We start from the raw sequence: 14407 nt of genomic DNA on the forward strand, positions 1-14407 counted from the left end.
CGAAAGGAAACCGGGCAGGACGCCGTCAGCCGGGCGTCTTGGCCGATTCGGCCGATGCGGACGGGCCACCGCCCGCATCGTGCAGTTCAGGCGTATCGGCCGGGTGCTGAGCGGCATCGCGATCGAGGGCGCTTTCCTTCAGGATCGCGCACATCGCGACGAACAGCGCGAGTACCACCGCGGCGAGGCCGCAATAGCCGGCGATCTTCAGGTTGCGAAGGAAAGGCGAAGCGTGGCTTTCTTTTGTCATGACCGGGCGCTCCTGGGCGGGCTGCGGCGGCTGTCGCCTGACAGCGGCGTCGCAGACACAGATATATACCAGCCGCGATACCGGTGCCAAGCCCGCTGGTGCGCGGACGCCACGATTGTGTCATCCGCCGGTCAACCGGGTGCCCCCTTGCCGGGTGCCCGTATCCGTCAGTCTTCCAGCGTTTCGTGCACGGCCGCCGCGCCGCGCTTCCAGTACGCCGCCGCGCGGATGCGCGACTTGTCGATGCCGCGCTCGCCGGTCAGATGCTGGCGGACCGTGCGCATCGACAGCGCTTCGCCGGCCGCCCAAACGTAGCCGTCGCCCGACGACGGCAACGGCAGGTCGCGAACGGCATTCAGCAGCACATCGCCGTCGGCCGCGTCGGCTTCGGCGCGGAAGCGCCAGACTTCATGCACGTCGGCGCGCGTGTCGAACGAGATTTGTGCGGCACGATCGGCGACTTCCAGCACGACGGCCGCACGCGCACCGGCCGGCAATTCCTCGAGACGCCGAGCGATGGCCGGCAGCGCCGTATCGTCACCGATCAGCAGATGCCAGTCGAAACTGGTCGGGACGACGAACGAACCGCGCGGGCCGCCGATACCGAGCCATTGGCCGACACGTGCCTGCGCAGCCCATTGCGACGCGGGGCCCGGATGGTTCAGCACGAATTCCAGATCGAGTTCGCCGGCGGCGCGGTCGAAGCGGCGCGGCGTGAAGTCGCGCGCGACCGGCTTCGGCTCGCCTTCCGGAAACTCGGGGCCGTTCGCGCCGAGCGTCGGCATCGCGGGCCGTTCGGCGCCGGGCGGCGGGAAAAACACTTTCACGTGATCGTCGAACGACGCCGATTCGAAATCCGCGAGATCGGGACCGCCGAGCGTGACGCGCAGCAGGTGCGGCGTCACGGCATGCACGCGCAGGACCCGCAGCAGGCGGAATTTGAGGGTATGGCGCACGCGGGTCACGGTGCGCTCGGATGTGTTCTGCATCTATCCGTTCTCCTTGAGTGGTGACGGGGCAGCGCGGATCACGCGCCTGAGCCGCCTTCGATTTCGGCCGTCGCGCGGCGCATGATGGCCGCGATGCGGCGTTGTTCGTCGGCATCGGCAGCGCTCTTGTGCAGCAGCGCGCGCTTGAGCGCGAGACGTGCCTCGACGAATTCCGGCAGCCAGCCGGCCTGCGATTCGTCCGGTGCTTCGTTGCCGGCCGATTCCCCGGCGAACGCGCGGCGCATGAATTCCATCTTGCGGGCGAGGTGCGTGAGGCGGGCGAACAGCGTGTCGACGCGCTCGCGCTGCGCATCGAGATGCGCGCGGCCGGCGTCGGTCAGCGCATAGCGCTTGCGGTTGCCTTCCGCCTGCGACGCGACGAAGCCGACTTCTTCCAGGTACGTGAGCGCCGGATACACCATGCCGGGGCTCGGGCTGTAGAAACCGTTCGAACGCGTGTCGAGCGCCTTGATCAGCTCATAGCCGTGGCTCGGCTGCTCGGCGACCAGCGCGAGCAGCAGCAGCTGGAGATCGTCGGAGCTGAACTGGCGGCCGCGCGGCATGCCGTCGTCGCCGAAATCGCCAAAGCCGCCGCGCCCGCCCCGGCCGCTGAACGGGCCGCCACCGAACATGTCGTGGCCGCGGCGGTGGCGGCCGATCGCGTACCAGAGACCGCCGAACCAGTCGGGGCGGGCATGCGCACCATGACCGTCGCAACGGTCATGGCCGCGGAAGTGGTTGTGTCGCATGATCCTGTCCTATATGTCGAAAAACATATCTAAAGATATATATCGAAAGATAGGTCGTCAAGGGGATTTATTTGGGGTTGGATGGGGCTTGCGGTGGGCGACGCTGCGCATCGCGCGATGACCTGGCGAGCCTTGGCCCACGTCAACAATGGTCAATTCCGATGCCGGCGTATTGTGGTCCGTGCACGCAGTGGCGACAATCGGCCCACTCGCCCGGGCGAGCGCGCTCGAGAAGCGGCGCTCGCTTTTCGCGCCCTGGAAAATTCGAATGACGTTCATCCTGCCGCACAATCCCCGCCAAGACCGGCGTCAACGCGCCGACGCGCTGCTTCTCGAAGCGACGGCGGATGACGGATTCGTCCGCGAATCGCTGCGTATCGTCGCCGAGGCCAGGCAGCGCATCGAGGATTCCCGTGGGTTGACAACCGATGCGGGACGGCGTGACATGCACGATATCGCCGATATCTCGTAAGAGGCCACCGCCCGTGGGATCGAAGACCGCGAACCGCAGATGGAAGATCGCGCTGGCGCTGGTTGCGCTGACGGGCATCGCATTGTTCGCGCTCGGCACGCGCATTCATTTCGGCTACTACGCCGACAACAGGCAGGCCGCGCTTCGTGCGGAAGCGTTGGTGGTACAGCGCTTCAATGCACAAGCGTTCGACGCGATCTACGACGATGCGGCCGACGCGATGCACGCCGCCGTGTCACGAACCCAGGCTGTCGACGCAATGCGTGCGACGCTGAAAGCGTACGGGACCATCCTCGAAGACAACGAAGGCGCGACGATCTGCTTCCCGGATCAGGTCCGCATGGTGCGCTGGCTGAAGTCGTCGAACGGGATCGACCTGACGCAGATGAGTTTGTGGTCCACACCGGGCGGCGACGCAAAGCTCGTGATGATGCGGATTTCGCCGGGGCATGCGAGCGTCGACCCCGAGATCGTCCACCGAAATCGCTGCGGTTCGCGGTGAGTGCCCGATGAACGACGCGCCGCGTGCCGGCGCGTGTTCCCGTTTCCTTCAGATCCCCATCCGTTCCGCCACCCCGTCGCGATCGACGAACTTGTGTTTCACCACGGCGCCGACGTGCATGGCCAGCAGCAAGCCGAGCGTCAGCACCAGTGCGCGATGCAACGTATCGGTGAGGAGTCGCAACGGTTCGTCGCGACCGACGAGCATCGGCAGTTCCGTGATGCCGAAGAAGCTGACCGCGTGCGCGCCGGCGAGGCGGTGCACGTAGCCGGTCAGCGGCACGAGAAACAGCAGCAGGTACAGCACGCCGTGCAACGCGCCGGCGATTCGCGCCTGCCAGGCCGGAACGCTGTCGGGCAGCGGCGGCGGCGTGTGCGTCGCGCGCCAGACGAGGCGCGGCACGGTCAGCATGAAGATCAGGCTGCCGATTGACGCGTGATAGAACAGGATGCCGTTGAACTGCGACGAGTTGTGTGGATACGTATCCATGTAGAGCCCGATCGACAAGTTCAACAGGATCAGGATCGCGATCGACCAGTGCATGGCGATCGCGAAGCGTGCGTAGGCGGCGTGATTGGGCTGTGACATGAGCGGTCTCGCTGAATCGGGTGGGGTGTCGCGCACCCGCACGTCCGGCGCAGCGAACGGCGTGGCGACACCCGATGTACCGGTGCCGCGCCGGATTTATTCCCGAGGCATGCATCACTCGCCGTCGAAGCGAAATCGCTGCGGTATCCGGAAAAGGGGGTGAAACGCTGGTCGCCGCGCTTCAAGACCCCGCACTGGCCCGATGCGCGAGCCGGTAAGCACCCGGGCTGCACCCGAACCGCGCCTTGAATGCGCGGCCGAAATGCGTGATGTCCGAGAAACCGCATGCAATCGCCAGTTCCAGCAGGTTCCGGTGGGTATCGGCCGGATCCTCCAGCGCTCGCCGGCTCGCCTGCAGCCGGTACTCCTGGATCAGGCTCTGCGGTGTCTGGTCGGTCGCGGCGAGCGCGCTGTAGAGCGTGCGTCTCGATACGTTCAGCGCACTGGCGAGCCGGTCCGGCGACAGGTCGGGATCGTGGTAGTGATGCGCGAGATGGATTTCGGCATTCATGCGCAGCGCCGCGCAGCGTGCGTCGGCGCCGGTGAGCGAATCGCCGGCTTCGCGGCGGATCACCGAATCGAGCAGCATCAGCGTCGACTGCTCGAAGCCGAACAGGCTTTCCGGATCGTTCGGCACCTGTCCGTCCATCAGGTAGTGGATCGACTGCAGCGCGAGCCGCGCATTGCCGACGGTCTGGCGAACCTGAACGCCCGCGCGTTCGACGAACCACCGCCACATCGTGCTGCTGCGCGGCGGCGTCAGCGCGGCGACGAAGCGCGACGCGTGCGCGGATTCGATCCGGTACGGCTGCGTTGCGTCGTAGATCACCCATTCGCCGGGATTGACGGTCGACGTCGTGTTGCGCTGTGTGATGCGGCTTTGCCCGGCGATCTGGAACAGGATCTTGTAGCAGTCGCTTTCGGTACGCGCGGCCAGCGCGCGATCGCGGTCGACCCGGACGGCCGTGGTGTCCACTTCCGCCATGCGCAGCCCGCCCACCGACGCGACGCGCACCGACATCTGGAAAAGCGGGCCGGTATCGTGAAAAACCAGCGGCAGGAAACTGTCCGCGACGAGTTCTCGCAGGTTTGCGCTGCCGTTGCTCGCGCTGACGACGAGTTCATGTGCCATGGCCGGGGGAGGGAAGGTGCCGGGAACGCCCCAAGATTAATGCAAATGAAAAAAGCCGGTACGGTGGCCGCGCGGTTCTGCACGCTGAAGCCAAAAGTGTGCACGGAACGCCGAGGTGTGCCGGCGGCGCGCTTCTAGAATCGAAACGCGGTCGAACAATCATCCATGCGCATCGGACTGTCGCCACGGCGATTCCCGTTGCGTCGCAACGAACCGCACGGGCTGGCTCGCGCCATCAGGAACCACCACCGATTTTCAAGGAGACACCGCCGAAGGCTGGCGACGCACGCGGCGGTAGCACGCGCCGGCGAACGTTGCGCGGACAACGGCGGGCGCATATCAGGATGTCCGATAGAACTTTCGATTACATCGTCATTGGCGCCGGGTCGGCGGGCTGCACCATTGCGACCCACCTCGTCGAGCGCCGCAAGGGCACCGTGCTGCTGCTGGAAGCGGGCGGGCACGACAAGGACCTGTTCATCCACATGCCGGGCGGGCTCGCCAAGGCCATTCCGCGCCACACCTGGCCATATGCGGCCGAACCGTCGGACGACGTGAAGGGCCGGTCGATCGCGGTGCCGCAGGGGCGCGTGCTCGGTGGATCGAGTTCGGTCAACGGAATGCTGTACGTACGCGGGCACCGCAACGACTACGACCGTTGGGAAAACGAATTCGGCTGCAAGGGCTGGGGCGCCGACGAGATGCTGCGCTACTTCGCGAAGGCGGAGAACAACGAGTCGTTGACGGCCCCTTATCACGGCAACAAAGGGCATCTGCAGGTCACGGAGATCCGCTACCGGCATCCGCTGTCGCAGGCGTTCGTGCGGGCCGGCCAGCAGATGGGTCTCGATTACCTGGTCGACTACAACGGCGAGCGGCAGGAGGGCGTCGGGTTCTATCAGGCGACGATCTTCAACGGCGAGCGCGGCTCGACCGCCGCCACCTATCTGAAGGCGATCCGGAACCGTCCTGAATTAAGCCTCGAAGTCGATGCGCTGGTCGAGCGCGTCGAGATCGAGGGCGGCCGTGCGACCGGCGTCACCTATCGCCAGGGCAGCCGCCGCGTGACGGCGAAAGCGCGTGCGGAAATCATCGTGACGGCCGGCGCGATCGGTTCGCCGAAGATCCTGCAGTTGTCCGGCATCGGGCCGCGCAGCGTGCTCGAAGGCGCCGGCGTGCCGGTCCGGCACGTGCTGCCGGTCGGCGAGAACTTTCACGATCACATGCACATGTCGGTCAACGCGACGATCCGCACGCCGGTGTCGCTTTACGGCCAGGACAAGGGATGGCGCGCGCTCAAGCACGGCATCGAGTGGAAGTTCTTCCGCTCCGGCATCCTGACTTCGCCGGTGCTCGAAGGGTTCGCGTTCGTCGATACCTGCGGGCAGGGGCAGCCGGACGTGCAGTTCCACTTCCTGCCGACTATCGATTCGTTCGACGACCCGATCGGCGTGACGCAGGGCAGGACGCACGGCATCACGATCAAGACGGGCCATCTGCAGCCGCATTCGCGCGGTCGCGTGACGATCCGTTCGTCGAATCCGGCCGACCTGCCGCGGATCGACGGCCGTTATCTGGCCGATCGCCGCGACGTCGACGGCCAGATTCGCGCGGCGAAGCTGGCACTGAAGATTCTGCGCCAGCCCGCGCTCGCGGAGCACGTCGACGAGATCTTCTCGCCGGATTGCCCGCCCGACGACGAAACCGCCATCGAAGACTGGGTGCGCGGCGCGGCGAAGACGGTCTATCACCCGGTGGGCACGTGCCGGATGGGCACGGATGCGGCGTCGTCCGTCGTCGACCTGCAATTGCGCGTGCACGGCATCGCAGGGCTGCGCGTGGCCGACAGTTCGACGATGCCGAGCATCCCGAGCGGCAACACGAACGCGCCGACCATCGCGCTCGCCGAAAAGGCGTCGGACCTGATCGCCAACGCGGCCTGATCGGGCGTTTCATTCACATCGATTTCCGGAGGCAGGAAAATGGCATTGGTGCAGATGCTGGACGAGGTCAAACGGTTTCTTGCGCGCGAGCATGGTCACTACATCGACGGCCGGGCTGTCGCCGGCAGCGGCGGCGAACGGATCGACGTGCGTAACCCGGCGACACGCGCGGTGACCGGTTCCGTCGCGCAGGCAACCGATGGCGAGATCGAGGCGGCGGTCGCGTCGTCGCATCGTGCGTTTCGCGGCGCGTGGGCGCAGGTGACGCCGGCCGAGCGCGAGCGCATCCTGTTGCGGTTCGCGGATCTGATCGAAGCACACGGCGAAGAGATCGCGCAGATCGAAACCGCGCAGTCGGGCAAGCTGATCGGCCTGTCGCGTGCGATCGAAGTGAGCTGGTCGGCGCGCTGGCTGCGCTATTACGCGGGCTGGGCCACCAAGATCGCAGGCGAAACGCTCGCGCCGTCGTTCCCGAGCATGAACGGTGAGCGGTACACGTCGTTCACGTTGCGCGAGCCGCTCGGCGTCGTCTTCGGCATCATCCCGTGGAATTTCCCGGTGATGATTCCCGTATGGAAATTCGGCGCGGCGCTCGCGACCGGCAACACGGTGCTGATCAAGTCGTCGGAGTTCACGCCGCTCACGATGCTGCGCATCGCCGAGTTGGGCACCGAAGCCGGCTTGCCGCCGGGCACGCTGAACGTGATCAACGGCTCGGGCAGGGTGGGCGCTTCGGTGATCCGCGATCCGCGCATCGCGAAGGTGTCGTTCACGGGCTCGGTGCCGACCGGCCGCATCATCGGCGAGGAAGCCGTCAAGGCGAACTTCACGCGCTTCACGCTTGAGTTGGGCGGCAAGAATGCGGCCGGCTTCTTGCCCGATACGCCGGTCGAGAAGATCCTCGACGGTGTGCTCGAAGCCGGGTTCCTGCACAGCGGGCAAGTGTGCGCATCGGCTGAGCGCTTCTTCGTGCATCGTTCGCAGTTCGACGAGGTGGTCGAGAAGCTGAAGGCGCGGCTGGACGGCTTCCAGCCGTCCGACCCGATGGACGACGCGGGCATGATGGGGCCGGTGTGCAACGAGCCGCAGTTTCGCAAGTGCCTCGACGCGTTCGACGGGGCCCGCGCGGACGGCGACACGATCGTCACGGGCGGCGGCGCCTATGCGCGCGACGGCTTTTACGTGAAGCCGACGATCGTGCTGCCGAAGTCGCTGCAATCGAGTGTGTACCGCAACGAAGTCTTCGGCCCGGTCGGCGCGTTCGTGCCGTTCGACGATGACGAAGAACTGATCGCGATGATGAACGACACGCCGTTCGGGCTGACCGCGAGCCTGTGGACGAACGATCTCGCGAAGGCGCTGCGTTATGTCCCGCGCATCGAGGCCGGTACCGTGTGGGTGAACATGCATACGCTCGTCGATCCGGCCGTGCCGTTCGGCGGCGCGAAAGGGTCCGGCATCGGCCGTGAATACGGTTCGTCGTTCATCGACGCCTATACGGAACCGAAATCCGTCACGATCCGCTTCTGAGTCAGATGCATGGCGAGCGCGTTGCCGGCTGAAAGCCCGGCAGCGCGCCGGCTGGCGCCGGCCCGATATCGCGGCCGGCGCACTTTTTTTTCCGTCAGAACCGCGTGCTGAACCCGATCCGTGCGATCGACTGCAGTGCGCTGCTCGATGCACCGTCCGCATCCATCACGCCGTTGATCTGCGCGTTGCTGCCGTGGCCGGTGCGCTGATGCACGCCGGCGACGTACACCATCGTGCGTTTCGACAGCCAGTACTGGACGGCGGCCAGGAATTGATGCGCATGCGCGTTGTCGAGCGTGTCGTTGCCCTTCATGTACGTGTAGCTCGCGCCGACGACCCATCCGGGCGACGGGTGCCATGCGGCGCCGGCTTCGGCCGACCACGCACCTGCGCCGTTCTGCGCGTTGTGCACGGTCGTGAAGAGCGCTTTCCCCGTGACCGTGCCGACCGTGTAATGCACGCCCGCCCCCCAATTGCGCACGCTGGTGGGCGGCAGTCCGCCGGCCGCGCCATATTTCTGGTTCGTATAGGCGGCACCCGCGCCGAACGGGCCGTTGTCGTAGCTTGCGCCGACGCTGACGGTGTTGTTCGCGCCGACCGACCCGGCGACGTTCCCGAAGCCGTACAGCGCGCCGAAGGTGAGGCCCGACAGCGACGGGCTCGTGTACTTGACGGAATTCGCGACGCGATTGCTGCCCGCGACGCGGTCCCAGTCGAATGCGCCGGTCGGGTTGTTCGGCAGCGCGAGCTTGTCGAACGGCCCGTTGCGGAAGCCGTACAGGCCGACGAGATCCTGCGCGATCTCGTTGCCGCTGGCGGCCAGCGAATCGACCATGAACTCGTACTGGTTGCCGAGCGTCAGCGTGCCGTACCGGTCGTTCTGCAGCCCGACGTAGGCCGTGCGTGCGAACAGCCCGCCGCCGATGATCGACCCGTTGCCGAGCGAATACTGGTTCACGAGCCGGAAGATCGCACGCGTGCCCGCGCCGAGATCCTCCTTACCCTCGAAGCCGAGCAGGTTCGGAAAGAAGATGTTGTCGTCGAATTTCGCGGCGCCGTGGCCGCTCTGGTTGCTGACATAGCTGATGCCGGCATCCATCAGCCCGAACATCGTCACGCTGCTCTGTGCGAACGCCGCGGCCGGAATCGTGCAGGCCGCGAGTGCCAGTAAGGTCTTTTTCGTCATCTCCAATGTGCTCCTCACATGTTCCGATCGGATCGGATATTTTTGATGGGACTACTGATTGATATGAACAAACCGGAACCGGGCGATTCCCGGTTCAGTGGCTGCAGGAGGGCATTGCGCAGCGCAGGGCGCCGGCGGGTTTCGTGAACCTGCCGACACCCTGCGCGCGGTGCGTTAGACCGTCGAGTACCCGCCGTCCACCGGTACGACCGCGCCGGTCACGAACGACGCGCCGGGCGAGCACAGGAACAGGATCACGTCCGCGACCTCGTCGACCGTGCCCCAGCGCCCGAGCGGCGTGCGCTCGAGGATGCGGCGCGACGCCTGCGCGTCGGCCATCAGGCCGGTACTGAGCGGCGTGTCGATCCAGCCGGGCGCGACCGCGTTCACGCGGATGCCGCGATCGGCCCACGCCTGCGCGAGCGAGCGCGTGAGCTGCGCGATGCCGCCTTTGCTCGCGCTGTACGCAGGGCGGTCCTTGCTGCCGAAGTACGTGTACATCGACGCGATGTTGACGATGCTGCCGCCTTGTACGGACAGCGCCGGCAACGCGGCGTCGGACGCGCGCATCACCGACGTCAGGTTCACGTTCAGCACGAGCTCGAACTGGTCCATCCGGTATTCGTCCGAATGCCGGCTGATGCCGACGCCGTTGACGAGCACGTCGAGCCGCGGCAGCGTCGCGATCGTGCGCGTCAGTGCATCGCTGTCGGTCACGTCGAGCTCGACGCAGCGGATGCCCGCATGCACGGGCGCATGCGGGCCGGTGGCGTCGAGCCCGAGCGCAACGACCGACGCGCCGGCTTCCGCGAACCGCAACGCGGTGCGCGCGCCGATGCCCGACGTGCCGCCCGTCACGACGACGGACTTGCCCTCAAATAACCACTGGAGACTCATGTTCGACACTCTCGACGGCGGGGGTGGAGCGCGCGTGCCGCTGCGCGGGGGAAACCAGGATCTTGATCTGCGTACGGTCGGCGAGCAGCGCGTCGAAGCCGTCGGCGACGGCGTCTTCCAGCGACACGGTGCGCGTGACGATCGACGTGAGATCGAGCGTGCCCGACGCGACGATCCGCAGCAGGTCTTCATACGCATGCCGGTAGCCGACGCTCGCCGTGAAGGTCAGCTCGTCGTTGACCGCGCGGAACGCGTCGAAGCCCGCCTGCGGCATCAGGCCGACCATCACGACGCGGCCGCCCTTGCGCAGCGCTTGCATCGCCGCCTCGAACGTGGCCGGCAAGCCGGCCGCCTCGAAGCTCGCGTCGACGCCGAGCCCGCCCGATGCCTCATGGATCGCGTCGCGCAGCACGGACGCGTCGAGCGTGCGCGCATTGAATGCGTGCGTCGCGCCGAAGCGCGCGGCGGCCGCGAGGCGCTCGGTCGACACGTCGACCGCGACGATGGTCGTCGCACCCTGCAGCTTCGCGAGCTGGATCAGCAGCAGGCCGATCGGCCCGAGCCCGAATACCGCGCACGTGTCGCCGAGCCGGAGCTCGGCGCGGCGCAGCGCGTGCAGTGCGACGGCCGCGGGTTCCATCACGGCGGCTTGTTCGAGGCTCACGCCGTCGGGCAGCCGGTGCAGCATGTAGGCCGGCACGACCGCGAAGTCGGCCATCCCGCCGTCTCCCATCAGCCCGGCAAAGCCCATCGACACGCACAGGTTGTACGACCCCGAGCGGCAGTACGCACACTGGTGGCAACGATATTCAGGCTCGACGGCGACACAATCGCCCGGGTTCAGCGCCGTCACGCCTTCGCCGACTTCGACGACCGTGCCGCAGAACTCGTGGCCGAGCGTCAGCGGTGCGGTGCGGCGCGACAGGGGATGCGGCGTGTCGACCGGAATTGCGTGCGGGCCGTCCGCGTATTCGTGCAGGTCGCTGCCGCAGATGCCGCAATACGCGACCGCGATGCGCACCTCGCCCGGTCCGACGCTCGGCGTATCGATTTCCACGAGACGGACATCGCGCGGGCCATGCCATTGAAGTGCTCGCATGTCAGCGTCCTCCGAGGTTCTGTGTATCGAGACGGCCCGATGCGGCGCCGGCGAGCGCGCGCTTGCGCAGCACGGCCGGCGCGGTTTCGACGAGGCCGAACGACAGCACGCACGCGAGGATCGCGCCGGTGGTCGACGTCCACATCGCGAACTGCAGGCCGTACTTGTCGGCCGCGAACCCGGCGACGGTCGGCGCGACGAAGCCGCCGATCAGTTCGCCCGCGCCCATGATCAGCCCGAGCGCGCTGGCGATCGCGCGCGGCGGCACCGTTTCGGCCGGGATCGTCGCCATGAACAGCGTGAAGCAGCCGAGGCCCGTGTACGTGACGAACACCAGCGCGCCGAGTGCCCAGACCGAGCCGACGTGGATCATCACCATCGGGCACACGGCCGCGATCAGCGCGAACACGATCATCGTCGGCTTGCGGCCGATCCGGTCGGAGATCGCCGGCACCGCGAAGCCCCAGAACACCCACGCGGCCCCGAGGCAGGTCATCACGACGCCCATGTCGGACGGCGACAGGTGGCGGTTTTCCACGAGGAAGACGGGCGCGAACGAGATGATCACGACGAACCACGTGAGGAAGCAGCAGCTGATCAGCACGCAGAGCAGGATGTTGCGTTCCTTCAGCAGCGCCCAGCGGTTGATCGCCGTGCCGCTCGCGGCAGGCATGCCGGCGCCGTCGGCCTGCGCGTGCCGCACGCCGCCGGGCGGCACTTCGCGTACCCAGCGCCAGATGCAGAACGCGATCAGGAAGCCCGGAATGCACGACACGTAGAACGCCTCGCGCCAGCCGTACGTGGTCGCGATGCCGATCACGACCGGCGGCCCGATCATCGCGCCGAGCAGGCCGGCGGCCGAGCCTTGCAGCAGGCCCATGTTCAGTCCGCGGCGGCTCGGCGTCGAGCTGTCGACCATCAGCGACTGCGACAGCGGCAGCACGGGGCCTTCGGCGATGCCCATCAGTGCGCGGAACGCGATCAGGCTCGCGAAGCCGCCGACGAGCCCGGACAGTGCCGAGCACACGGAAAAGCCGAGCACGGCCGCGATCAGCAGCGGCTTGCGCGTGCCGCGCGCATCGGACCACGCGCCGGTCGCGGCGCCGGACAGCGCCCAGGTGAGCGCCAGTGCGGACGACACCATGCCGAGCTGCGTGTTCGTCAGGTGCAACTCGGCGGACATGAACGGGAACAGGAACGACAGCGCGAGGCGGTCGAAGAACACGAAGCCGAACGTCATGAACAGGATCAGCAGCAGCCTGTTCTCGTACGTCCAGGCGGATCCGGATGAGGAGGGGGATGTCATGGGGAGCCTCGCCGTGCGTCAGCGGAACAGCTTCTCGATCGCTTGCGCGCCGAGGCCGATCTTCTCGTAATGTGCCTTGCACATCGCGATGTACGAATGCACGTCGAAGTAGCCGTCGGGATTGCCTTCTTCGTCGAGCCAGATCAGTGGCCCCTTGACGATGAAGAACGCGCGCATCGGCTCGGGATGATCGAACGCTACCAGCGTATGGCCTTCGCCCGGCGTCTCGTACACGAAATCGCCGCGCGTCGCGGTCCATTCGTGCTCCAGGTAGCCCCATTTTCCGGACAGCGTGTACGCGAACACCTCGTGCGGGTGATAGTGCCGGTTCACGAGCCCCGCTTCCTTCGCCATCAGGATGTCGCACCATTTGTTCTGCGACGGCGAGATCCACAGCGGCCGCGACGAAACCGTTTCGGTGAACGGAACGTAATAACGCTCGTCGTCGGTGGCCGCGTTCGGGATGTAAGCTTCGGGCAGCGCATCGGGCTTGAACGGATTGGCAATCGCCGGGATGTTTTGCCAGAATTCGGATACGGCTTTGTCGACCACGGTTTGTCTCCTTCCTTGAGTTGTCGTGGGCTCGACTTTAGCCAGCCGGTGCGCGCCGCTCTTGACTGGGCCGGACGAATTGCTTGACCGCGCCGGACATTGCATTGCACCAAAATCCAGACGAACCATCCCCCAATCCGTGCCGCTCCGCACGACAGGCGCCCGCAGGAGGCGACGTGACGAATTCGACCGTTTTTTCATGCACGCGCGGCTCGACTGCCGACGTGCCGGCGCGCGACAGGATGGCGTACTGGGATGCGTTCAATGCGGCGACGCTGGTCGGGCTGCGCTGCTCGTCGCTGTCGCCGGCCGGGCTCGAAGTCGAGAAGACCGACATCGCGCTGCCGGGCCTCGGCATCGCTGACATCAGCGGGCAGGATCACGTGATCGAGCGCAGCCCTGCGCTGGTGCGCCAGTTGCCGAAGGAATCGCTGTTCGCGTGCCAGATCCTGAGCGGGCGCGCGTATTTCATCCAGCGCGACCGGTGCCTGCTCGCGGAAGCCGGCGATGTCGTCGTCTACGACACGCGCGTGCCTTATCTGTTCGGATTCCTGACACCGATGCGCCAGCTGCTGATCGACATTCCGGTCACGTCGTTCGACGACCGGCTCGATGCGGAGCTGGCCGCGCTGCCGCTGCGGATCGCGCCGAAGCCGGGCGCGGGTGCGATGCTCGGCGCGACGTTGCGCGCGAGCGTCGAGCGGTTCATGAAGGATCCGGTCGAGCGCGATGCCGCGCGGTTTGCCGAGCACACGCGCACGCTGATCGCGGAGCTCATCGACACGGAAGTGAATGGCGCGGGGGCATCGCGCGCGTCGCTGTCATACCTGCTGACCGCGAAGCAGTACATCGCGACGCATCTCGGCGAGCCGGAGCTCGGGCCGCAGGCCGTCGCAGATGCCGTCGGATTGTCGCTGCGGCATCTGGGCCGGCTCTTCGCGGCCGAAGGCGAGTCGATCACGCAGCACATCTGGTCGGAGCGGCTGTCGCACGCGCATCGCGAGCTGACCGATGCACGCCTGCGCAAGACGAGCATCGGCGAGATCGCGTTTCGCTGGGGGTTTTCGAGCCAGGCGCATTTCAGCCGCGCGATTCGCGAGCGCTACGGCGCGTCTCCGATGACGCTGCGCGATGCAGCGCGTGCGGATGGGTGACGTCACCGCTTTCCTGACGGTTCGGCGGCGCGTGTGTCACGCGCCGCTTTTGCTTCCA

At 66.6% G+C, this 14407-nt stretch carries 15 protein-coding genes; 5 read left to right on the top strand and 10 right to left on the bottom strand.

Translation table 11 applies throughout. From position 1 onward, the window contains the following. Positions 1 to 25: 25 nt before the first annotated feature. The 3 genes from U5809_RS15635 to U5809_RS15645 form a co-directional block, all read right to left on the bottom strand. Positions 26 to 250 (bottom strand): hypothetical protein, encoded by a 225-nt coding sequence (locus U5809_RS15635; RefSeq protein WP_089446765.1) that lies wholly within the window; start codon positions 248 to 250, stop codon positions 26 to 28. A 167-nt stretch (positions 251 to 417) separates the two neighbouring features. Beyond that, a complete protein-coding gene (locus U5809_RS15640) occupies positions 418 to 1239 on the bottom strand; it encodes a siderophore-interacting protein (RefSeq protein WP_322087172.1) in 822 nt (273 codons plus the stop codon). A 38-nt stretch (positions 1240 to 1277) separates the two neighbouring features. After that, positions 1278 to 1988 (bottom strand): PadR family transcriptional regulator, encoded by a 711-nt coding sequence (locus U5809_RS15645; protein ID WP_322087173.1) that lies wholly within the window; start codon positions 1986 to 1988, stop codon positions 1278 to 1280. A 268-nt stretch (positions 1989 to 2256) separates the two neighbouring features. Here U5809_RS15645 and U5809_RS15650 point away from each other — a divergent pair, with 268 nt between their 5' ends. Together U5809_RS15650 and U5809_RS15655 are read left to right on the top strand one after the other, a co-directional pair. Then, positions 2257 to 2460, top strand: coding sequence for a hypothetical protein (locus tag U5809_RS15650; protein ID WP_176048543.1), 204 nt, complete (start codon positions 2257 to 2259; stop codon positions 2458 to 2460). A gap of 13 nt (positions 2461 to 2473) precedes the next feature. Then, the gene (locus tag U5809_RS15655; RefSeq protein WP_322087174.1) at positions 2474 to 2962 is read left to right on the top strand and encodes a hypothetical protein; all 489 of its coding nucleotides are present in this window, start codon (positions 2474 to 2476) and stop codon (positions 2960 to 2962) included. 48 nt (positions 2963 to 3010) lie between these two features. Here the strand turns inward: U5809_RS15655 and U5809_RS15660 are convergent, their stop codons facing one another. Together U5809_RS15660 and U5809_RS15665 are read right to left on the bottom strand one after the other, a co-directional pair. Then, positions 3011 to 3550, bottom strand: a complete 540-nt coding sequence (locus tag U5809_RS15660; RefSeq protein WP_322087175.1) for a cytochrome b — start codon at positions 3548 to 3550, stop codon at positions 3011 to 3013. 181 nt (positions 3551 to 3731) lie between these two features. Next, a complete protein-coding gene (locus U5809_RS15665) occupies positions 3732 to 4682 on the bottom strand; it encodes a helix-turn-helix domain-containing protein (RefSeq protein WP_322087176.1) in 951 nt (316 codons plus the stop codon). A gap of 344 nt (positions 4683 to 5026) precedes the next feature. Between U5809_RS15665 and U5809_RS15670 the strand changes: the two genes are divergently transcribed. Further along, the gene (locus U5809_RS15670; protein ID WP_322087177.1) at positions 5027 to 6625 is read left to right on the top strand and encodes a GMC family oxidoreductase; all 1599 of its coding nucleotides are present in this window, start codon (positions 5027 to 5029) and stop codon (positions 6623 to 6625) included. A gap of 39 nt (positions 6626 to 6664) precedes the next feature. Next, positions 6665 to 8155 carry an aldehyde dehydrogenase family protein gene (locus U5809_RS15675; RefSeq protein ID WP_322087178.1) on the top strand — a complete coding sequence of 497 codons (1491 nt, stop codon included), beginning with the start codon at positions 6665 to 6667 and terminating at the stop codon, positions 8153 to 8155. 94 nt (positions 8156 to 8249) lie between these two features. Here the strand turns inward: U5809_RS15675 and U5809_RS15680 are convergent, their stop codons facing one another. The 5 genes from U5809_RS15680 to U5809_RS15700 form a co-directional block, all read right to left on the bottom strand. After that, the gene (locus tag U5809_RS15680) at positions 8250 to 9341 is read right to left on the bottom strand and encodes a porin (protein WP_322087179.1); all 1092 of its coding nucleotides are present in this window, start codon (positions 9339 to 9341) and stop codon (positions 8250 to 8252) included. 174 nt (positions 9342 to 9515) lie between these two features. Further along, entirely contained in the window at positions 9516 to 10238 is a 723-nt protein-coding gene (locus U5809_RS15685) for an SDR family oxidoreductase (RefSeq protein ID WP_322087180.1), read from the bottom strand. Further along, positions 10216 to 11337 (bottom strand): 2,3-butanediol dehydrogenase, encoded by a 1122-nt coding sequence (locus U5809_RS15690; RefSeq protein ID WP_322087181.1) that lies wholly within the window; start codon positions 11335 to 11337, stop codon positions 10216 to 10218. The genes U5809_RS15685 and U5809_RS15690 overlap by 23 nt, the downstream gene beginning before the upstream one ends. 1 nt (position 11338) lies before the next feature. After that, entirely contained in the window at positions 11339 to 12643 is a 1305-nt protein-coding gene (locus U5809_RS15695) for an MFS transporter (RefSeq protein ID WP_322087182.1), read from the bottom strand. Positions 12644 to 12661: 18 nt separating this feature from the next. Then, positions 12662 to 13195, bottom strand: a complete 534-nt coding sequence (locus U5809_RS15700; RefSeq protein ID WP_322087183.1) for a 2,4'-dihydroxyacetophenone dioxygenase family protein — start codon at positions 13193 to 13195, stop codon at positions 12662 to 12664. A 176-nt stretch (positions 13196 to 13371) separates the two neighbouring features. On the opposite strand from U5809_RS15700, the gene U5809_RS15705 reads away from it, so the two are divergent. Beyond that, positions 13372 to 14349: a helix-turn-helix domain-containing protein gene (locus tag U5809_RS15705; protein ID WP_322087184.1), complete on the top strand. Its 978-nt coding sequence runs from the start codon at positions 13372 to 13374 to the stop codon at positions 14347 to 14349. The last annotated feature ends 58 nt before the right edge of the window (positions 14350 to 14407 follow it).

The organism is Burkholderia sp. BCC1999, from assembly GCF_905339975.1.
GTDB lineage: Bacteria > Pseudomonadota > Gammaproteobacteria > Burkholderiales > Burkholderiaceae > Burkholderia.

Coding starts and splice junctions, on each gene's coding strand:
- U5809_RS15635 (WP_089446765.1), bottom strand. CDS start 250: ATGACAAAAGAAAGCCACGCTTCGCCTTTCCTTCGCAACCTGAAGATC.
- U5809_RS15640 (WP_322087172.1), bottom strand. CDS start 1,239: ATGCAGAACACATCCGAGCGCACCGTGACCCGCGTGCGCCATACCCTC.
- U5809_RS15645 (WP_322087173.1), bottom strand. CDS start 1,988: ATGCGACACAACCACTTCCGCGGCCATGACCGTTGCGACGGTCATGGT.
- U5809_RS15650 (WP_176048543.1), top strand. CDS start 2,257: ATGACGTTCATCCTGCCGCACAATCCCCGCCAAGACCGGCGTCAACGC.
- U5809_RS15660 (WP_322087175.1), bottom strand. CDS start 3,550: ATGTCACAGCCCAATCACGCCGCCTACGCACGCTTCGCGATCGCCATG.
- U5809_RS15665 (WP_322087176.1), bottom strand. CDS start 4,682: ATGGCACATGAACTCGTCGTCAGCGCGAGCAACGGCAGCGCAAACCTG.
- U5809_RS15670 (WP_322087177.1), top strand. CDS start 5,027: ATGTCCGATAGAACTTTCGATTACATCGTCATTGGCGCCGGGTCGGCG.
- U5809_RS15675 (WP_322087178.1), top strand. CDS start 6,665: ATGGCATTGGTGCAGATGCTGGACGAGGTCAAACGGTTTCTTGCGCGC.
- U5809_RS15680 (WP_322087179.1), bottom strand. CDS start 9,341: ATGACGAAAAAGACCTTACTGGCACTCGCGGCCTGCACGATTCCGGCC.
- U5809_RS15685 (WP_322087180.1), bottom strand. CDS start 10,238: ATGAGTCTCCAGTGGTTATTTGAGGGCAAGTCCGTCGTCGTGACGGGC.
- U5809_RS15690 (WP_322087181.1), bottom strand. CDS start 11,337: ATGCGAGCACTTCAATGGCATGGCCCGCGCGATGTCCGTCTCGTGGAA.
- U5809_RS15695 (WP_322087182.1), bottom strand. CDS start 12,643: ATGACATCCCCCTCCTCATCCGGATCCGCCTGGACGTACGAGAACAGG.